At 57.8% G+C, this 20,717-nt stretch carries 15 protein-coding genes; 11 read left to right on the top strand and 4 right to left on the bottom strand.

What is annotated here, in order from left to right:
- Positions 1–7: 7 nt before the first annotated feature.
- Positions 8–1,012, bottom strand: a complete 1,005-nt coding sequence (locus tag LBR61_07345; GenBank protein ID MDR1731893.1) for a hypothetical protein — start codon at positions 1,010–1,012, stop codon at positions 8–10.
- 384 nt (positions 1,013–1,396) lie between these two features.
- On the opposite strand from LBR61_07345, the gene gltS reads away from it, so the two are divergent.
- From gltS to LBR61_07320, 5 genes are all read left to right on the top strand, one after another.
- A complete protein-coding gene (gene gltS / locus LBR61_07340; protein MDR1731892.1) occupies positions 1,397–2,656 on the top strand; it encodes a sodium/glutamate symporter in 1,260 nt (419 codons plus the stop codon).
- Between the two features lie 467 nt (positions 2,657–3,123).
- Entirely contained in the window at positions 3,124–3,972 is an 849-nt protein-coding gene (locus tag LBR61_07335; protein ID MDR1731891.1) for a [LysW]-aminoadipate kinase, read from the top strand.
- Positions 3,942–5,087 carry an aminotransferase class III-fold pyridoxal phosphate-dependent enzyme gene (locus LBR61_07330; protein MDR1731890.1) on the top strand — a complete coding sequence of 382 codons (1,146 nt, stop codon included), beginning with the start codon at positions 3,942–3,944 and terminating at the stop codon, positions 5,085–5,087. The genes LBR61_07335 and LBR61_07330 overlap by 31 nt, the downstream gene beginning before the upstream one ends.
- Positions 5,074–6,144, top strand: a complete 1,071-nt coding sequence (locus tag LBR61_07325) for a M20/M25/M40 family metallo-hydrolase (protein MDR1731889.1) — start codon at positions 5,074–5,076, stop codon at positions 6,142–6,144. The genes LBR61_07330 and LBR61_07325 overlap by 14 nt, the downstream gene beginning before the upstream one ends.
- 29 nt (positions 6,145–6,173) lie before the next feature.
- Positions 6,174–7,124, top strand: a complete 951-nt coding sequence (locus tag LBR61_07320) for an alpha-hydroxy-acid oxidizing protein (protein MDR1731888.1) — start codon at positions 6,174–6,176, stop codon at positions 7,122–7,124.
- Between the two features lie 103 nt (positions 7,125–7,227).
- Here LBR61_07320 and LBR61_07315 read toward each other — a convergent pair whose 3' ends face one another.
- Entirely contained in the window at positions 7,228–9,519 is a 2,292-nt protein-coding gene (locus LBR61_07315; GenBank protein ID MDR1731887.1) for a response regulator, read from the bottom strand.
- Complete coding sequence (locus LBR61_07310; GenBank protein MDR1731886.1) at positions 9,495–10,697, bottom strand: FIST C-terminal domain-containing protein; 1,203 nt, start codon at positions 10,695–10,697, stop codon at positions 9,495–9,497. The genes LBR61_07315 and LBR61_07310 overlap by 25 nt, the downstream gene beginning before the upstream one ends.
- Before the next feature lie 441 nt (positions 10,698–11,138).
- Here LBR61_07310 and LBR61_07305 point away from each other — a divergent pair, with 441 nt between their 5' ends.
- The 6 genes from LBR61_07305 (at position 11,139) to LBR61_07280 (ending at position 20,418) form a co-directional block, all read left to right on the top strand.
- The gene (locus LBR61_07305) at positions 11,139–12,290 is read left to right on the top strand and encodes a cytosine permease (GenBank protein ID MDR1731885.1); all 1,152 of its coding nucleotides are present in this window, start codon (positions 11,139–11,141) and stop codon (positions 12,288–12,290) included.
- Positions 12,291–12,410: 120 nt separating this feature from the next.
- Positions 12,411–13,499, top strand: a complete 1,089-nt coding sequence (serC, locus tag LBR61_07300) for a 3-phosphoserine/phosphohydroxythreonine transaminase (protein ID MDR1731884.1) — start codon at positions 12,411–12,413, stop codon at positions 13,497–13,499.
- A gap of 33 nt (positions 13,500–13,532) precedes the next feature.
- Positions 13,533–14,702, top strand: a complete 1,170-nt coding sequence (locus tag LBR61_07295) for a phosphoglycerate dehydrogenase (GenBank protein ID MDR1731883.1) — start codon at positions 13,533–13,535, stop codon at positions 14,700–14,702.
- Positions 14,692–15,390 (top strand): HAD-IB family phosphatase, encoded by a 699-nt coding sequence (locus tag LBR61_07290; GenBank protein MDR1731882.1) that lies wholly within the window; start codon positions 14,692–14,694, stop codon positions 15,388–15,390. The genes LBR61_07295 and LBR61_07290 overlap by 11 nt, the downstream gene beginning before the upstream one ends.
- A gap of 207 nt (positions 15,391–15,597) precedes the next feature.
- Positions 15,598–17,664 (top strand): excinuclease ABC subunit UvrB, encoded by a 2,067-nt coding sequence (uvrB, locus tag LBR61_07285; protein ID MDR1731881.1) that lies wholly within the window; start codon positions 15,598–15,600, stop codon positions 17,662–17,664.
- A 66-nt stretch (positions 17,665–17,730) separates the two neighbouring features.
- Entirely contained in the window at positions 17,731–20,418 is a 2,688-nt protein-coding gene (locus LBR61_07280; protein MDR1731880.1) for a valine--tRNA ligase, read from the top strand.
- Between the two features lie 95 nt (positions 20,419–20,513).
- Here the strand turns inward: LBR61_07280 and LBR61_07275 are convergent.
- Positions 20,514–20,717 (bottom strand): hypothetical protein (locus tag LBR61_07275; GenBank protein ID MDR1731879.1); only part of this gene is annotated, 204 nt, incomplete at its 5' end.

The following is a 20,717-nucleotide window of genomic DNA, read 5'->3' as shown; positions in this document are numbered from 1 at the left end:
CGGACCCTTACTGCCCGCTCAGGGCGGTGCGGACTTTTGCCGCCTGCTCCGGCGTCAGCCAGTCGTCCAGAAGCGAGTCGTGATTTTGCAGAAACCACACGACCGTACGCTGATGGCTTTCCCGTGTATCCTTGAGGTGAGCCAAAGCCTCGGAAACAAGAGTGGACCCTGTTTTGTATTTTTTGAAGAAATCGAGAAGCTCCGGGGCCTTGTCGGGGAAATGGGAGCCGCAGACGATGCGAAGGGGCTGTTTTGGAACCTCGCAGGCGCCCTTCTGGAACAGCTCCGGATCGTAAGGCGCGTCCTCCAGCAAAACGAGGTCCAGCTTCCCCGTGATCCAGGACGGGGAGTAACAGTACCCCACCCAGGGTTCTCCCAGGTTGCAGGCGCTTTCCAGAGAGGCGAAGAGCACGGCTTCGCTGCCCGTTCTGAAGTAGTTCCACGTTTCGTCCAGCTTGTAGTATCCGTATTTTTTGAACATGATCTCGTCGATCATCCATCCGGGCACGGCCCCGTAAAGGCGTCCCCGCCCCGGTTCTTCAGGGTCTTTGAATACGTGGGCGTATCGAATCAGGTCCGCCACATTTTTCAGGTCCGGAGTCAGGGGCTTGATTCCCCGGGAGGCATCCCCCTCAATCATGTAGCGGGGAACGTAAAAACCCTGGGCGCTGTCGGGCACCAGAATCCCAAGGGGAATCACGTCTCCCCGGGCCACGTCCTGCGGGTAAGTGGCGATGTTGTCCGTCCAGCTCTCGATGTCCAGGTCCACGTCGCCATTGATCATTCCCTGCCAGTTCAGGTTGCTGGATCCCGTGGAAAACTCCACGCGGTAACCTTCAAATCCATTTTCGATAATGAATTTTGCGAGCTCGTTGTGGAACATCTGGCTGTCCCACTGGTTGTTGGAAAATACGATCAACTGAGAGGCGGCTGCCCTGGAGCCGGAGAAAAATATCCCTGCCAACACCAACAAAGTCATCAGGAAAAGTACGCGTACGCGTTCAGCGAACATATTGCTCAACTCCTTTGAATAATGTGCCCGTTCGGGCTTTGGATACTTACGATTAAAGCCTCCTTTGAATTTAAGAAAACTTATTGATTGAAGAAAACTTAACAAAAACTTAACGAGAAATTAACGGAAATTTAACAGCTACAAGGATTTATCAATTCTTGTTATTTATATTATCTCAGGCGGAGTCTGTTTGTCAAAAGCAAATCTGCATATAATTAACAGTAAAAGTACAGAAGTGTGAGAATGTGGATGATTTATACCAGGTTCCCAATCCTTTGAACCTGTGGAAGAGTCTTTTCTGCAAACTTCGTTATAAAATAAATGAAAAACTTTGCAGTCCGGATTTTTATATGAGGACAGGGAGTTCTTCCAGGAGGCGTTAAGATGAGTTGGGAAACGGTTGATGGAGTTTTCAAACTGAGCTTTGATCCGCTTTTCACCACGGCTGTGGCCGCGCTGCTGTTTATCACGGGGGTGACACTGAAGCGTCATATTTCGTTTTTGGCTCGTTTTTGTATTCCGTCCGCGGTTGTGGGCGGCCTGATCATGGCCTCCGTCGCGCTGGTCCTGCATCATCAGGGGAACGGGAGCAGCATCTCCTTCGCCACGACGCTTCAGTCGCCGATGATGCTGGCCTTTTTCACCACGGTGGGAATCGGGGGCAGCCTTGGACTGCTGAAACGGGGAGGGCTGGCCCTGATCGTCTACCTGGTTTCCTGCTGGGTCCTTGCGGTGTTCCAGAACGGTTTCGGCGCGGGCTTGGCCTCCGCGCTGGGCATCCATCCCGTGTTGGGCGTTATGGCGGGAGCCGTTTCGCTGGAGGGCGGGCACGGCGCGGCAGCCGCCTTCGGACCGACCGCTGAGGGACTGGGCGTTGCGGGAGCCTCGGCGGTTGCCATCGCCTCCGCCACCTATGGGCTCATCGCAGGCGGTCTTTTGGGCGGCCCCGTATCCAGCTGGCTGGTCAGCAGCAAAAAACTGGAGCTGGTCGCCTCTCAGGACAACCTCTACAAAGAGCATCGGGAAGAGAGAAAAACGAAAGTCCTGGACAAAAGTTTCGACCTTTTCCGTATGCTGGCGCTGGTGCTGGTGATCATGGCCTTGGGGAACATCGTCTCAAACTGGATCAACGAACAGGCCAAAAACGTCTGGCAGTGGAAAAACTTCTCTCTGCCCGGCTACGTGGGAGCCATGTTCGTGGCGGTCATCTTCCGCAACCTGAACGATGCTCTGAAGATTGTCGAACTGCACGAAAAAGCGGTGGAATGCATCGCCGACGTGTCCATCGGAATGTTCCTCACCATGGCGATGATGACTCTGCGGATTTGGGACCTTTACGATCTGGCCGTTCCTCTGGTGGTCATCCTGCTGCTTCAGACTCTGGCGCTGGTGCTGATCGCGGTGTTTATCCTTTTCCCATTGCTGGGGAAGGACTACGACGCGGCCGTGATGTGCGCGGGATTTTTGGGCCACGGACTGGGAGCGACCCCCAACGCCGTCTCCAACATGAGCGCGGTCTGCGAGCGTTATGGCGTGATGTCCTACAAGGCTTTCCTGATCGTTCCTCTGTGTGGGGCGGTTCTCATCGACCTGGTGGGCATTCCCAACATCGTCTGGTTCATCAACTATCTGACCTCTCACTGACCTGACGGCTGCTGCAAAAAAACGAATATCGACAGGGTCGGGAGCCCAAGGTTGGTTAATTGCAAAAGCAACCGCAAGCCGTGCAGGCGCCCCGTGTCAGCATATTGATAGTCCTCCCATGCCTTATCCGAGAAAATCTTATTCATCGGTCAGGGTTCTGGGGGCGCATCGGCCTCGCTGGAGCTGCGCCACGGATTCCAGGAGATCGGCGTAATCTTTGGCGTTCGCGCGGATGTAGAGATTTTCCATGATGTTGTTATACTCCGCCGTGAATGTCCTGCAGGGTTATTATACAGTCAGCGGAGGGTTTTTTCATTTAAACTTCTTTCCCCCCGCTCGTCCGGGTCAGAAAAACCGAAAAAATTTTTGAGAAACTATTATTTAATATATTGACAGAAAAAATACTTAGGTTTATCATTCCCCTTACTTTCTTATTATTAATAATTGACAGGATGATGATAACAGCGATGAATGAGATTTTGGAAGTGGGTTTCGGAGTAGTTAAAATTGGCGGCGCTGTGGGAAACGATCCTTCCAGTTTTCTGGAGGAGCTGGCTTCTCGTGTGAAGCGGGGAGAACGCTGGGTTCTGGTTCACGGGGCCAGCGGGCCCATGGAAATGCTGTGCCGTTCCTGCGGGATCGAACCTCTGTACGTGACGAGTCCCAGCGGTTACCGCAGCCGTTTTGTGGGAGAAAAGGAGCTGACTCTTTTCGAAGCGGCGTGCTGTCACTATTCCGTCGAACTTTCCTGGAAGCTGGGGAAGTACGGTGTCGGATCTCTTCCTCTGTATCCTTCCCATGCCGTCACGGCGAAGGCCTCCCGCAAGGACAGCCTCCGGTCGGTTGAAAACGGCAGGGTTCGCATTCTTCGTGGAAATTACAGCGGGACGGTGTGCGGTTTCGACCCCGCTCCCGTGCGTGACGCCTGGGAACGGGGACTGCTTCCCATGCTGCCGCCTTTGGCTTCGGACGAACAGGGCAACAGCCTCAACGTGGACGGAGATCGCATGGCCGCCGCGGCAGCCGTGGCCCTGGGGGCGGATACGCTGATCATCCTGAGTAACGTTCCGGGCATTTTGCGAAACGTAGAAGATCCCCAGAGCCGGGTGGAAAACGCCGACTTTGGAATGTGGGGAGAACTGGAGTCTCTGGCGCAGGGAAACATGAAGCGGAAGCTCCTTGCGGCCCGGGAGGCGCTGGAAGGCAGCGTGAGCCGGGTGATCCTGGCCGACAGCCGCAGGGAGAACCCCATTACCCGGGCCCTTGCGGGAGGAGGTACGACGCTGTGTCGGGTCTCTACGGCAGCCGCGGTCTAGAGATCGTCGAAGGGCGGGGAGCTGTCGTCCGGGATTCGACGGGAAAAAGTTACGTCGATTTCCTGTGCGGAAACGGTTCCGCCCTCTTTGGACACACGCATCCCGTACTGGTGGAAGCCGCTCAAAAGGCGCTTTTGTCGCCCTGGACGATTTCTCCCAGCCTTATCAGCAGTTCACGGGACGGATTGCGAAAGGTTTTATCCGAACTTCTTCCGGAGGGCAGGGTTTTTCTCTGCAACAGCGGAACGGAGGCCATTGAGGCCGCTCTGAAACTGGCTCTGAGCTTCAGGCCCGGACGCAAAAAAATCGTGGCTCTGCGACGCGCCTTTCACGGGAGAACTCTGGGAGCTCTGGCCCTCACCTTCAACCCGCAGTATCGAAGGGCCTGGGGTGATTTTCTGCTGCCCGTACAGCACGTGGCCCTGGACGACGCGCCCCAGGCGATCGACGAGGAAACCGCCGCGGTATTCCTGGAGCCGGTGCAGGGTGAAGGAGGCGTCTATCCTCTGGACGAGGCGGCGGGAAGCGCCATAACAAAGGCCTGTCGGGCTGCCGGAGCGTTGCTCGTGACCGACGAAATTCAGAGCGGCTGGGGACGCTGCGGCTCTGTCCTGGCGGGATCCCGAATTGGTCTGGAGCCGGACATTGTGGCTCTGGCGAAGGGACTCGCAGGGGGGCTGCCCGTGGGGGCGACGATCTGGAAGGGAGAGCTGGGAGATTTCCCGCCGAAAGGTCATGGCAGCACCTACGGGGGAAATCCCGTTGTGGCGTCCGTGGCTCTGGCTTCCTGGAACCTGCTTCACACCGAGAGGTATCCTGAAAGCGCCCTGGAAAACGGAGATTTTTTCGCATCGCTGATAAAAGACCTGAAGTCGCCGCTGATTCGCGAGATTCGCCATCGGGGACTTCTTTTTGGAGTGGAGCTCACCGTCAGGGCTGACCTCGTGGTGAAGGGACTGCAGGGACAGGGCGTCCTCGCGTTGAACGCCGGCCCGCAGGTGGTGCGCTTTCTTCCGCCTTTCACCGCGGAAAGAGAACATTTCTGCACTGTGGCTAAGACTTTGGGGGAGGTCCTGGCGGGCCTGAAGAACCTTCGAGAGAATGCGGCGGACTGAATTCGACGCCTCGAAAATACGGGAACTGCTGATCCGGATGGTTGAAATTCCGGGCGTCACTTATGCCGAAAAGGAAGCCTGCGATTACTTCGCGCAGGCTTTGTCTGATTATGGCTGGGAGGACGTCCGTCTGGACGAGGCGGGCAATGTCGTTGCCCGGAGAGGTTCGGGACAAAGGGAAATCGTTCTGCTGGGGCATATCGATACGGTGCCCGGGGGGCCGGCGTTCCGGGTGGAAGGCGATATTCTGCATGGACGGGGCAGCGTCGACGCCAGAGGGCCGCTTTGCGCCTTCGCCGTCGCGGGGGGAATGGCGGAGATCCCCGAGGGCTGGAAACTGACTCTGATTGCGGCTGTGGCTGAGGAGGGCGATTCCCGTGGGGCAAAATACATCATGCCCCTGCATTCTCCCGCCGCCTGCGTGATTGGAGAGCCCTCCGGCGTCAGCGGCGTCACACTGGGGTACAGGGGTTATCTGAGACTGCAAATTTCCGCCCGCGACGGAGGGGCTCACCGCAGCGGCGACGCGGGGCCTCTCACGGCCTGTCTGCTGGCGGCGTCGGACATTCTGAAAAGAGTGGAGGAGCGCGACGACCCGGGCAAACCCGTCGTTGAGCGCCCTTCAGGGGCGGTTATCGCCATGAACGGAAAGGAAGCGGGAGAGCGTTTCGGCTTCGTGGACCTGGATGTCCGGCTGCCCCTCGGCGTGTCGCCGGAAGAATGGGCGGAGGAGTTCATCGCCCTGGGAGAAGGCCGGGGGGTTCGGGTGAAGTTCATTTCCTCCATGCCGGCCCGCGTCGTCGACAAAAGCGACCCTCTTGTCCGTGCCCTGCGGGTGGAGGTGCGAAACGCGGGACTGACTCCGAGACTGCTGGCGAAGGGGGGAACGGCGGACTTCAATCTGGCCGCGGACTGGGGATGTCCGCTGGCGGCCTACGGTCCCGGAGATTCGAAGCTCGACCACACCGCCGAAGAACACATTGACCTGAACGAATACCTGATGTCCATATCGATTCTGAGAAAGGCGCTGGAACGCTTTATGATCGAAAGCACCTGATGCATACCGGGAAAAAGGAGGACTGTCGCATGATTGGGACGTATATTGACGAAAGCGAAAGGAAGCTTCAGGAAAAGGGAATTGCCTCCAGATATTCGGGCGCGCGGGGAAATTCTCCGCGAATCACGAGAGAATACAACGATTCTCTTTTGATCGAGATGCGGGTTATCGACTCGGTCAGGGCCTCGACGAAGTTCAAACTTTTTGGAGCGGAGTTTTCCATGCCGGTGATGACTGCCGCGCTTTCCAGCCTCGACAACGTTTATCCCGGGGGCATGGTGGAGCTTGCCCGGGGAGCGGCTGCTGCCGATGCGGTCATGTGGGCCGGAATCGGCGATGAAAAAGAGCTCGCCGCCATGACGGCCACAGGAGCGAAGACCATCAAAATCGTCAAACCCTACGCCGATCACGACCAGGTTTACGAAAAGCTCGCGCAGGTGGAGAAACACGGGGCCTTCGCCACGGGGATGGACATTGATTTCGTGTTCGGGAACCGGCTGAAAAGAGGTTACGCGATGTCGTATCCGGTGGGCCCCAAAACCCTGAACGACCTCAAGGGCTTTGTGAAAGCGACAAAACTGCCCTTTATCCTGAAAGGCGTCCTGAGTGAAAAAGACGCCGTCAAGGCGCTGGAGGCGGGGGCCGCCGGAATTGTGGTTTCCCATCATGGGGGAGGCGTTCTGGACTACGCCGCGCCGCCTCTGATGGTGCTTCCGCGTATTGTGAAAGTGATCGGCGGTCAGATTCCCATCTTCGTGGACTGCGGCATGGCCAGCGGCGCTGACGTGTTCAAGGCTCTGGCCCTTGGCGCGAACGCGGTTTGCATCGGCAGGGCCGTCATGGGCGGGCTGGCCTCGGAGGGGGCCGAAGGCGTGCGTCAGATTCTGGCCGGTATCAACGAGGAACTGAGAGACCTCATGAGCCTTACGGGAGCGCCGGACCTGCAAAGCATCGACCCGGAGGTCATTCTGCACCTCTGATGCCAATTTAAAATAAGTGGTCTTTTCCGCCTGTGCCTTCGAAAGCGTCCGGGGCAGGGAGAGAGGGTCTGTCCCCCTGCCCTTCGGTTTCACGAAGGAGCTTTCAGGGGACTTCGCGGGGACGAAGAGCGGCCTTTTTGTTCGAACGCGGATCCCAGCGTTTCAGAGTCGCGTAGATCTCGTCGGGCTCCACGGGTTTGGTCAGGTGGTCGTTCATTCCGCTTCTGAGGCTGACCTCTTTGTCTTCGCTGGTGGCGTGGGCGGTCATGGCGATAATGGGCAGGCCGCTGTATTTTGGATTGGCGCGAATCCTCTCCGTGGCGGCCAGACCGTCCATCTCCGGCATTTGAATGTCCATGAGCACGATGTCGTAATCGCCCTTCTCCAGTATGTCCAGGGCTTCCTTTCCATTGTTCGCCGGGGTGGCCTCGACCCCCATGGAGGACAGAATTTCGATGGCGATCATCTGATTGATTTCGTTGTCCTCGGCCAGCAGGACGCGCAGTCCCTTCAGGTCGGAGTCGGGGGCGGCGCTTTCCGCGTCCGGGGCTTCCTTCTGAGCCTCCAGATGGGACGGCAGTTTGAACGTGATCGTGAAAGAAAACGTGCTGCCCCTGCCCGGGGTGCTTTCGCAGCGGATTTCTCCCCCCATGAGCTCCACCAGACTGCGGCTGATGGCAAGGCCAAGCCCGATTCCTCCATATTTACGGGTGGTGGAAGAATCCACCTGACTGAAGGGTGTGAAGAGTTTCTTCATGTCCTCCGGAGTCATGCCGATACCCGTATCCTGCACCTCGAACAGCAGCGTGGCGCTGTCGGAGGTTCCGGAGCGCCGAATAACGTGGAGGGTCACGCTCCCCGAGGGGGTGAATTTGATGGCGTTGCTCACGAGGTTGAACAGCACCTGCTCCACTCTCAGACAGGCGCCCTCCAGCCCGTCCGGCACGTCGTGGTCGATTTCCACCCACAGAGCGAGGCTCTGTTTTTTGGCCTCGTCCGCCACCATGTCCCGGACTCTGTTGACCATATCCCGAAGTGAAAATTCCGACGTTTCCATGGCGATCTGGCCCGCGTCGATTCGGGAGAAATCCAGAATGTCGTCGATGACCCGCAGGAGAATGCGGGCGGAGTGCGCCGCCTGATCAGCGTATCTCTGCTGCGTATCGGTCATTTCCGTCTGGGAGAGAAGGTGCGTCATCCCCAAAATCGCGTTCATGGGCGTGCGAATCTCGTGGCTCAGGTTGGCGAGAAATTCGCTTTTGACGTGGGCGTTTTTCTCCGCCAGATCGTGAGCCTGACGCAGTTCTTCTTCTTTTTTGAACATCTCTTCCATCATGATCTTTTGTTCCTGCAGGCTGCGCGTGTATCCGATCAGGTTGTACCCTTCGCCCCTTTTCAGCCTCACCATGGTGATTTCCGAGGGGATGGCCTCGCCGGACAGGGTTTGATGCATCCATTCGAACCGGGCGTAACCGGAAATGAAGGCTTTTTTGATCCATTCCCAGGCCGTTTCACGGGAAGGACTCCCGTCGGGCTGAAATTCAGGGGATAATTCGTCAAATTTTTCGAGGTATTCCTTTTTATCTTTGACTCCGAAAAATCGCACGGCCTCGTCGTTGCAGTCGATCCGGTTGCCCCGCTCGTCCCAGAAGGTGCAGCACATGGGCGTGGTGTTGAGCATGATGCGGGTTCTTTCCTCGGCCTCGGCCAGCCGCTGTTCCACCAGAATCGCCGACAGGAGCGCGCCGATGGCCTGCACCGTCTCCATGTCGTACCGTCCCAGCCGGGAGAGGAAGGGCCCTGCCTCCACCATGCGCCCTGTGATCAGTATCGCCGCGACCTCGTTTTGCAGGAGGATGGGGACGGAAATCAGATAGGGCAGGTCGAGGGTCGTCCGCAGCTCCTCCATGTGCTGCAGGGAGTCGGCGCCGTTGATCAGCACCGGATGCTCAGGGTCCAGCAACGCCGCGTCCACCGGGAAATGCTGGGCCATGATTTCCGCCTTTTTGTCTGAGGGGTATCCCTGCAGAACGGAGGGGGAGAACAGGCCCTCCCTGTCGGGGGTGAGCACCACCGTGCGCTGCATGTTCAGGGTGGCGTTGATGCGTCGGGTCACGGGGACGAAGAGGCTTTCGTAGCTGGCCTCCTCCTGTCTCAGGGATACGGACAGCTCCGCCAGCAGGGCGAATCCCCGCCGCTTTTGCTCCAGCTCGTGGCGAATGACGATGGACTGCGTGTCCAGCGACAGAATTTTCGCGGCGTTCTGCTCGGTGAGATAACGGAGGTACTTCAGCTCCTGAAGCAGGCTCTGAAGCCCGGGGGAGGGGTTCTGAAGCTCCGGAATCTCCGGATTGTTGAGGTCGGCGGTACTCATCGGGCCACGCTGAACAGACAAAAAACACCCGTCCAGTCCAGCCCTCTTGGACGGCCTCCGATGGGGGCGATTTCCACTCCCGTGTACATCCCCAGCAGAGGAACGCGGTTGGCGACGATTTTCTGCACCATGACGGCGTCTTCCATATCGATCCCTCCATATCCGGCGGCGCGGCCGGCACAGTCGATATACAGCGCAAAAACGGGTTCCCGTCCTTTGATGCGGCTGAAAAGCTCTTCAATTTGCGGCTGCATGTACTGGAGGTCGAAACTGCGGCACATGATCTGAAACTCCGTGCCCTCCACCATGTCCGGCTCGAACATGACGATGCCCTGGCGCTGTTTGTCGATGGCGAGGCAGAGGCGGCTCGCGTAGTTGTTTTCGTCAAATTTTCCCCATTTGTCGCCTCTGTTGACCCCAAGGATCAGGAAGAAGGGATAGCTTTCCGGCGAAATGGCGGAGTTCAGCAGACCGTCGAGAAAGGAAAGAGCCGGCTGACCGTTGATTTCGAGGATGGTTTGCCCGTCGGCCTTCGTCACCGTGTAATAACGGGTCGCCGGACGGCAGCCGTGCATGATCACGTTGTCGATGCGAATATTTCCGGAAAAGGCCAGCATCATCGCGTGGTGTTCCCCCACGGTTTCCCCCAGCCACTGGCGGGTGGGGGTGCAGGCATAGTCCCCCTGCATTCCGGCCCCTGTCAGGTCGGGGAGAAAACCCAGCCCCTCTTCCATGCCGGCCAGCAGGCGGGTAGCCATCACCAGACGCATACCGCCTCCCGTCCGATCGATAGCGTCATAAAAAAGCATCAGGGGCGATGTTTTGGTGACGCCCATGGAGCTCAGCCTCTCTCCCAGATGCCGGCCCGCTTCCTGCTCGTCTCCCAAAAGTCCGCCTTCGGTGAGGATGTCGCAGTGAGCCTCTTTGAGCCAGAGGCAGGCCGTTCCCACCTGGTCTCCCGCGTATCCGAACCGGTCGTTGGTGATGATGCCTACAGCGCCTCCTCCCACCACAGAAGCGGCTCCCGTGACGGAGGTGACGGCGTCCCGCAGAGCCTGCGCGTCGTGCCGGGCGGTGGCGTAAAGCAGCACAAGATCGCAGGGGTCGTCCCGTCCGGCCTGTTCAAGGGCCTCCGTCGCCGCCTGCCTGCCTGCCGCCGCGGAATCCGGATTGTCGCTGTATCCTACACCCGCGTACATTTACAACTCCCTGTGATACAGAAGGACTCCATAGTTGAAAAAGCTCCTCCCTGGATAATCTTTCCTTAAAAATCTCTTCTTAATGAAGGACTTTCCCATTTTATATCACTTTTGATGAAAAGGCCAAAGTAAAATATAAAAATTAAGAATCATTATTCCCTTCATTATTTCCTGCCTTCGTTAATCCCTGCTCTCCGGATTTTTCCGGACGAACGGTATTTTGTCCCGCAATATTTTATGCACAGGCTCTTTTATCCGTCTTGCGGAAAAGCGATGCTTTTTTACGGAAAAATGGTCTGAAACTGCCGCTCAAATGTGACGGAAGACCTGCATGAAGCGATACAAAGTCTCCGCTATGCATTATAATGAATGGCCTTATGATATTGTCCTGAAAGGTGACTGATAGATATGAGTACCGGAAAAAGTGTCAGGAAAAGCACAATGTTTTTTCTGTGGCTGGGGGCCTCCATTTCCATTTCGGAGATTTTTACGGGAGGTCTGGTCGCGCCTCTGGGGCTGACCAGAGGGACGCTGGCGATTGTTTTGGGACACCTTATCGGGTGCGCTCTTCTGGCCTTCGGCGGGCATCTTTCCTATGTGCGGAAAGAGAACGCCATGAGCTGCGTCGTCTGGTCCTTCGGACGGGGAGGGGGCGCTCTGATCGCCCTCTGCAACGTCATTCAGCTCATCGGGTGGACGATTGTAATGATCGTTCAGGCCAGCAGCGCCCTTGTGGGTGTGACCTCCCTTCCCTTCAGTCCTGTGACTTTTTGTCTCGCCGTGCTCGTGTGCGTGTGGGCGCTGATCTTCGGAAGCCCCGTCCAGAAGCTGAACGACATCGCGGTGATTCTGCTGTCAGTGCTCTGCGTCGTCCTGTTTTCCGAGGCCCTGGGCGTCGTCGGGAACCCCGTCGCGGCTCTGAGCGAGGGCATGAGCATGACCCTGGCCGTGGAGCTTTCCATTGCCATGCCGGTGTCCTGGCTTCCTCTGATTGGAGATTACACATCGACGGCGGAGGACGAAACCTGTGCCTTCGGAGTTCCCTTCGCGGCCTATTTTGCGGGGAGCACCCTCATGTACCTGTTTGGACTGTACGTGTCCGTCAAAAGCGGGAGCGATATTTTTGCGTTCATAGCCGCCAGCCGCTTTACAGTGCCGGCCTGCGGCGTCGTCCTGCTGTCCACTCTGACCACCGCGTTTCTCGACCTCTACTCCGCCGCGGTTTCCTCGCAGTCCGTGGCGGGAGTGAAGAACAGCAAACTCGCCATTCTTGTCATCGGGGTTTTTTCCGGACTGATCTCAGTCTTTTTCCCCGTGGAGCGTTACAGCGATTTTCTGATGGGATTTCTGACCGTCATCGGCATGGTGTTCGTTCCCGTCTACGCGGTTTCTTTTTTGGATTTTCTGAAGGGTCGTCCGGCCTGCGAGAAGCCCTTTCAACCGGTGAACCTGGCTCTGGCGGCTCTGGGCATGGTGGCCTGCTGGCTGTTCGGCCGCTATGAAACCTGGATACCGACGCTCCTGACGATGGCCCTGATCTGGGCGCTGTACGAAATCACAGGACGGATTTGGCCCCATAAAAAAGCGGCGTAAAAAATCGGTATAAAAAACCATTTTTATTAATCAATTTGCTCTGTGATTGTTGCCCGATGGGAATATAGGCGTTACAATATGCCCTATATTCAGAAAACTTGGGCGGAGGTCAGTTAAAGAATGGACAGAGTATACAATTTCGGCGCCGGTCCCGCGGCGCTGCCACTGGATGTTTTGGTCAGAGCTCAGAAGGAATTTCTCTCATATGGAAAGACGGGCATGTCCGTTCTCGAAATAAGCCATCGCTCCAAAGCCTTCGAAGAAATCATCGCCGAAGCGGAAAAACTTTTCAGAGAACTCCTTGGAATTCCCGACAACTATTACGTCCTTTTCCTGCAGGGCGGCGCCACGCTCCAGTTTTCCATGGTCCCGCTGAACCTCATGTGCGGCTCCAAAAAGGCGGATTACGTGGTGTCCGGTTATTTTGCCGAAAGGGCCGCCGAGGAGGCCAGAAAATTCGGAGGGGTCCGCATCGCCGCGTCGTCGAAGGAGCAAAATTTTGCCTGCATTCCGCCTCTGTCTCCCACGTCCTTCAACCCGGAGGCGGATTACGTCCATATCACATCCAACAACACGATCTACGGCACGCGTTACACCTCTTTCCCCAACACCGGCCCGGTGCCTCTGGTGGCGGACATGAGCTCCGGCATTCTCTCCGAGGTGCTGGACGTGTCGCGTTTTGGGGTGATTTACGCCGGCGCTCAGAAAAACATCGGTCCCGCCGGTCTCTGTATGGTCATCATCCGGAAGGACCTGGCGGAATCCACCCCCGCCTCCATTCCCGTCATGCTGGAGTACCGAACCTGCGCCGAACATGGCTCGCTCTACAACACGCCGGGGACCTTCTCGGTCTATATCGCCAAACTGGTATTCGAGTGGCTCAAAGCGAAAGGCGGCGTGGCGGCTCAGGAGAAAATCAACCGGGAAAAGGCCGAAATGCTCTATGACTGCATCGACAAATCCTCTCTGTACAAAGGAACCGCGGATCGAGAGTTCCGTTCTCTCATGAACGTGACCTTTGTCCTGCCCAGCGAGGACCTGACGGCCGCGTTCATTTCCGAGGCCGCCGCCGCCGGGCTGGTGGGGCTGAAGGGACACAGGGCCGTGGGAGGCATCCGGGTCAGCCTTTACAACGCGGTGACCCCGGAGGCTGTCGTCGCGCTGTGCGATTTTATGAAGAAGTTCGAATCGGCTCACAAAATCTCATAAAAGCGGGACATAAGGACAGGACAATACAAAATCATGTTTAAAATTCTGACTCTGAACAGCATCTCCAAATATGGACTGAATGAATTTCCCTCCGCCGATTTTACCGTTGCGAACGACGTCTCTGCCCCCGACGGCATCCTTGTCAGAAGCGCTTCCATGCTGGATATGGAGCTGGGAAGCGGTCTTCTGGCCGTTGCCCGGGCGGGGGCCGGCTACAACAATATTCCCGTCGCCCGGTGTTCCGATGCGGGGATCGTGGTGTTCAACACCCCCGGCGCCAACGCCAACGCGGTGAAGGAGCTGACCCTGGCGGGCCTTTTGCTTTCTTCCCGCAAAATCGCCGAGGGCATGAGCTGGGTGAGGACCCTGAGGGGAACGGCGGACCTGGCGGCCAAAGTCGAGAAGGGCAAGGCGGATTTCACCGGCCCCGAACTGTCCGGCAAGCGAATCGGCGTGGTGGGGCTGGGCGCGGTGGGCGTCCTGGTGGCCAATGCCTGCGACGCCCTGGGCATGAACGTGGTGGGTTACGACCCGGGGCTGACGGTGGAGGCGGCCTGGTCGCTCTCCCGCAGCGTCACCCGCGCCGTGGATTTGGGGGGGCTGCTTCGAGGCAGCGACTACGTCACTCTCCATATTCCCCTGGTGGACGCGACCCGGGGAATCTTCAACGAAGAAGCGCTGGACCGGATGAAGCGCGGTTCACGCCTGATCAACTTCGCCAGAGGAGAGATCGTGAACAACGCGGCCGTGCTCAGGGCCCTTCAGACGGGGCGTCTGTCCCGTTACGTCACGGACTTTCCGGCGGAGGAGCTTCTGGGCGCGGAGGGCGTTCTCTCGCTGCCGCACCTGGGCGCTTCCACCCCTGAGGCGGAGGAAAACTGCGCGGTGATGGCGGCGCGGCAGCTCAGGGATTACCTGGAAAACGGCAACGTGAAAAATTCCGTCAACCTGCCCGACTGCGACAGCGGGCCGGCTCAAAAGGGGCGCGTCACCGTCATCAACCGGAACGTCCCCAACGTCGTCGGCCCCATCACGACGATCCTGGCGAACGAGGGCATCAACATCGCTCACATGCTCAACAGGAGCCGGGGCGACTACGCCTACAACATCATCGATATCGACAATCCCTGTTCCAAAAAGGCCCTGACCGGAATCGCGAAGATCGAGGGCGTCATTCGGGTGCGGCTTATTAATGGAAAATAATGAGATTCCGCCGCTCCCGGATATGAGGGAACGGAATTCTTTTGTTTTCGACTTCGATTCGACGCTGGTCTCCGTTGAAACGCTGGATACGCTGATCAAGCGAAATCTGCGAACCGACGAGGACCGGCGGAAAATCGACGACATCACGAAGCGGGCCATGAACGGCGAACTGGACTTTCAGACCTCGCTGAGTACGCGGCTGCGTCTGGCCCGTACGGAGAAGAAGGACTTCGCCCGGATGGCCGAAGAAATAGAAAGCCTTCTGACGCCGGGCATCGACGACCTGCTGAACTTTCTTCGTCAAAAAAAGCAGGAACTGTTTATCGTCAGCGGAGGCTTCACCGAGATTGTCCGTCCGGTGGCGAGGCGGTTCGGCATCCCCGAAGAAAACTGTTTCGCCAACGAGTATACGTGGGATTCCAATGGCGTCGTGACGGGAGTCCGGGACGGCCCTCTGACCCGGGAAGGCGGAAAAAGCGTCGTCCTCCGGGCGTTGAAAGAGCAAAACCGTCTGCCCGGCGTGGTGGTCATGACCGGCGACGGAATGTCGGACTGGCAGGTCTGCGCCGACGGGCTGGCCGACGTTTTCATCGGCTGCGGCTTCATTGTCACGCGCCCGAACGTCAAAGCCCGCTCTTCCCTGTTCGTCCAAACCCCCTCCGAACTGCTGTCTCTCCTCCAAAACTAAAATTCGTTCGCTGCCGTAACAGACGGCCGGAGGCTGAGGCCGTTGGCTTTCTTTGCGCGTTGTCGTAAAATGGTGCGGCGTGTTTTCGCGGGTTCGTTTTTGCGGTTCGGAAGAACAGTTTTATGATAGAGAAGTTTTGTGGCGGGCAGGCTTGTGATCAGGGTGAATTTGTGATGAAAATGAATTTATGACGAGGACGAATCCGTGATCCAGAAAAATTTTGTTCTGCACTCCGAGTGGCCGCCCGCGGGCGATCAGCCGGAGGCCATAGAGGCGCTGACAAGGGGGCTCGAAGCGGGAGAGCGTTTTCAGACCCTGATGGGGGTTACGGGCAGCGGTAAAACCTTCACCATGGCCAATGTCGTCGCCAACGTCAACCGGCCAACCCTGGTTCTGGCGCACAACAAAACCCTGGCGGCCCAGCTTTACAGCGAATTTAAACTTTTTTTCCCCGAAAACGCCGTGCATTATTTCGTCAGTTACTACGATTACTACCAGCCCGAGGCGTACATTCCCTCCAGCGACACCTACATCGAAAAGGACGCCTCCATCAACGACCGCATTGAAAAACTGCGGCTGGCGGCCACAAAAGCCCTCATCGAACGGAGGGACGTTCTTGTGGTGGCCAGCGTCTCCTGCATCTACGGTTTGGGTAAGAGAGAAAATTACGAGGGGGCCATTTTCCCCTTCGCCGAGGGAGATCACTGGGAACATCGCACGTTCATGCGGCACCTGATGGAAAACTACTACGAGCGCAACGATCAGATTCTGGAGGCCGGAAAATTTCGCGTTCGGGGGGACACGATCGAAATTTTCCCCGCCTACGACGAAAACTGCATCCGCGTCACGTTTTTTGACGACGAAATTGAGCGGATCGACCTCATCAACCCAGTGACGGGCCGGAGCGTGGAGCGCATCTCCGAAACCTCGATCTATCCCGCCCAGCACTACGTCACGCAGACCGACGCTATCGAGCGCTCGCGGCCTCTGATCGAAAGCGAAATGGAGGAAATGGCCGAGCGTTTCAGCAACGAGGGAAAATTTATCGAAGCCCAGCGTATCCGCATGCGCACCCGTTACGACCTGGAAATGCTGGCGGAGGTGGGATACTGCTCGGGGATCGAGAACTACTCCCGCTATCTGGACGGACGGGAGGCCGGAGAGCCGCCGGGGACCCTCGTGGATTTTTTTCCGGAGGATTTTCTGATGATCGTGGACGAATCCCACATTACGCTGCCGCAGGTGCGGGGCATGTTCAACGGGGACCGCGCCCGCAAAACCGTTCTGGTGGACAACGGCTTCCGACTTCCTTCCTGTCTCGACAACCGGCCTCTGGAGTGGCGCGAATTCGAGGGAAAGATGCGTACGGCGGTTTTCGTTTCAGCCACGCCGGGAGATTACGAGCTCGAAAACTCGGAGCGCTGCGTGGAGCAGGTGATCCGCCCCACGGGGGTGGTGGATCCGGAGGTCGTCGTTCTGCCCGCGACGGGACAGGTGGACGACCTGATCGAACGCCTTCGGGGGGTTACGGAGAAGGGCGAGCGGGCCCTCGTGCTGACCCTCACGAAAAAATCCTCGGAGGACCTTGCCGAGTACCTGCGGGAGATGCAGTTCAGGGTGAAATATATCCACTCGGAGCTGAACACCTTCGAGCGGGCGGAGCTGATCCGCGACCTGAGGAAGGGCGACATTCAGGTGCTGGTGGGAATCAATCTGCTGCGCGAGGGGATGGACCTGCCCGAGGTGACGCTGGTGGCCATTCTGGACGCGGACCGGGAGGGCTATCTGCGCTCTTATCGTTCCCTTGTTCAGATCATGGGGCGGGCCGCCCGGAACATCAACAGCCTGGTCTGCCTCTACGCGGACACGGAGACGGAGAGCATCCGCAAATCGGTGGACGAAACGGCTCGCCGCCGTAAAAAACAGATCGAGTTCAACGAGCTTCACGGCATCGTTCCCCGCAACATCGAGAAGGAGGTCATGAGCCTTCTTCCTCAGGAGCTGCTGGAGGCCTATTCTCTGGAGGCAGCGGCCGGCGGAGAAGCGTCGGGCGCTGCCCCCGCCCTCACCGTCAGGGAGCTGGAGCGGGCCATGTGGGACGCAGTGGAGAAGCTGGACTTCGAGCGGGCGGCCGTTCTTCGGGACAGGATCATGAGCGCTCAAAATCCGGAGTCCGGCGGAAGCGCCGAGCTCCGTAAAACTTCGGCCGTCAAAAAAAACGCGAGCGCCGAAAAGCGATTTTCGCGGTCGAAAAGACCCCGCCGGCCGGGGTAATTATGGTAAGATAACTCAGTTAAAGATATATTTTAGAGTTGAAACAGCCGGAGAGGATGGTTTTCTATGCGCAGGAACAGGGATCTGGCCAGGGGGTATACGCCCGAGGCACTGGAGGAAAAATGGTATGCCTTCTGGCTCGAAAAGGGGCTTTTCAACGCGGATGTCGAAACGAACGCCGACGGCGTCCCGATAAGGAAGAAGCCTCCTTTTTCGATCGTGATTCCGCCGCCTAATGTTACGGGGTCTCTGCATATGGGACACGCCTTCAACAACACCTTTCAGGACATCCTGTGCCGCACGCGCCGGATGCAGGGGTACAACGTGCTGTGGCTTCCCGGTACGGACCACGCTGGAATCGCCACCCAGAACGTCGTGGAGAAGGACCTGGCGTCGAAGGGAATGACCCGTCACGACCTGGGGCGGGAAGCCTTTGTGGAAAAAGTCTGGGAGTGGAAAAAAATCTACGGAGACCGCATCATCACGCAGATGAAAAAACTGGGCAACTCCTGCGACTGGCGGCGTGAGCGTTTCACGCTGGACAGCGGGCTTTCCCGGGCGGTGCGGGCGGTTTTCGTCCGGCTTTATCAAAAGGGCCTGATCTATAAGGGCAAGTACATCATCAACTGGTGCTCCCGATGTCACACCGCGCTTTCCGACCTGGAGGTCGAGTACGAGGAGACGGACGGAAAGTTTTACTACGTGCGCTATCCCTTTGTGGACGGAGGCGGGGAGATCACGGTGGCCACCACCCGGCCCGAGACGATTATCGGTGACGTGGCGATCGCGGTGCATCCGCGCTCGGAGCAGTTCAAATCCCTGATCGGACGGAAAGTTCGCGTTCCCCTTACGGATCGGGAGATTCCCGTCATTGAGGACAACATGGTCGATCCCGAATTTGGAACGGGATGCGTCAAGATCACCCCCGCCCACGATCCCAATGACTTCCTGGTGGGACAGCGCCACAATCTGCCCCAGCTTCAGGTCATCGACGGCGAGGGGTTCATGAACGAGAACGCGGGGAAATACAAAGGGATGTCGATTAAGGAGGCCCGGGAGGCCTCGGCGAAAGATCTCGAAGCTCAGGGATTTCTGATCCGGACGGAGGCCATTCGGCACTCCGTGGGGCACTGCCATCGCTGCAACACCCCTGTGGAACCGTTCCTTTCCGAGCAGTGGTTCGTGCGGGCGAAGCCCCTTGCGGACCGGGGCGTCAGGGCCGTTCGGGACGGGCTTATCCGCTGGATTCCGGAGCAGTGGGATAAAACCTATTTTCAGTGGATGGAAAACATCCGGGACTGGTGCATCTCCCGTCAGCTCTGGTGGGGGCATCGCATTCCGGCCTGGACCTGCGCCGACTGCGGGCACGTCACGGTAGCCGAAACCGACCCCACGGAATGCGAAAAGTGCAAAAGCCGGAACATCTCCCAGGAGGAGGACGTGCTGGACACCTGGTTCAGCAGCGCGCTCTGGCCCTTTTCCACCATGGGCTGGCCGGATAAAACGCCTGAGCTGGACTATTTCTATCCCACGTCCCTGATGGTGACGGGATTCGACATCATCTTCTTCTGGGTGGCCCGAATGATCATGATGGGGCTTGAATTTATGGACGCGGAGCCTTTCAGGGACGTCTACATCCACTCTCTGATCCGGGACGAGCACGGACAGAAGATGAGCAAATCCAAGGGCAACGTCATCGACCCCCTGGACATGATCGAGAAATACGGCGCGGACGCCCTTCGAATGGCGCTGGCCGCCCTTTCCACCCAGGGCCGCGATATTCTGCTCTCGGCGGGAAAGATAGAAACCTACCGCTTCTTCATGAACAAACTCTGGAACGCCGCCCGTTTCGCACTGATGAACCTGAGCGACGAGGAGGAGGAAATCGATCCCGCCCAGCTGCGTCTGCAGGACCGCTGGATCCTCTCCAGAACCCAGGAGATCGTGGAGAACGAAACACGGCTGATCGACGAGTACAACATCGGAGAGGCCGCGCGGATGCTTTACGATTTCATCTGGGGCGACTTCTGCGACTGGTATCTGGAAATGTCGAAGCCCGCCCTCCACGGCGAAGAAGGGGAGCCCCGCAGGAAAACCGTCCAGGGGATACTGGACGAGGTCTTTAAAACGCTCCTGCCCCTGTTGCATCCCTTTATTCCCTTCGTGACGGAGGAACTGTGGGAGGCGTTCGGCTACTCCCAGCGGACGAATTCCATCATGAAGGTCGACTGGCCGAAGCCGAAGAGCGAGTATCGTTTCGCGGATGAGAACGTGGGGGACATGATGCAGGGTTTCCAGAACGCGGTCCGCAGTCTGCGAAATCTTCGCGCGGAAGCTCACGTGGCTCCCCAGCAGTGGATGAACCGGTCCGTCATCCGGATGGACAGCCCGGATTTCGTCGAAACGCTGAAGGAGATGCTGCCGCTGATGACCCTGCTGTGCCGCGTCAGAGAGATCGAAGTTCTGCCCGTTTCGTCGCCGCGGCCCCACGCGTCGCTTTCTTCCGGGCTGGGGGAGGGCGAGGTCAGCCTTTACGTGGGGGACGTTCTGGACATCGACGCGGAGATTGCGCGCCTGAATCAGGAGCTGCTCTCCGTCGAAAAGAACGTTGCGGCGAGTCAGGGACGTTTGGACAAACCGGACTTCGTTTCCCGGGCCCCCAGGGAGGTCGTAGAAAAAGAACGCCTTCGCGTGGCCGAAGGAACCGCTCAGATAACGCGTATCCGGGAAAACCTGAAAAGCCTGAGCGCGTAGCGCAGAAGGCCGAATACGTAAAACGTACCAAAACACACAAGGCATAAAACTGTGACTCCCGCCAGTTCCGGAGAGTCACAGTTTTTCTATGAGCTCTATTTCTTTGGCTGGCTGCGATACCAGTGCGCGAACTCTTTGTCGTGGATCATGATGTGATTTTTGAGCCAGTCGAACACGGCTTTGTTGATTTTGTGAAGCACCACCAGGTTTTCGTTGTCGGCGTCGTATTCCGTTTTCATTTTGGTGAAGACGGCGACGAAGTCCGCGTGCATCTTTTTATGGGCGGCCGCCTTCGGGTA

It is taken from the genome of Synergistaceae bacterium (assembly GCA_031272035.1).
Classification (GTDB): domain Bacteria; phylum Synergistota; class Synergistia; order Synergistales; family Aminobacteriaceae; genus JAISSA01.
Note: the sequence above shows the minus strand (reverse complement) of the source record. Positions and strands in the feature narration are given on the sequence as shown.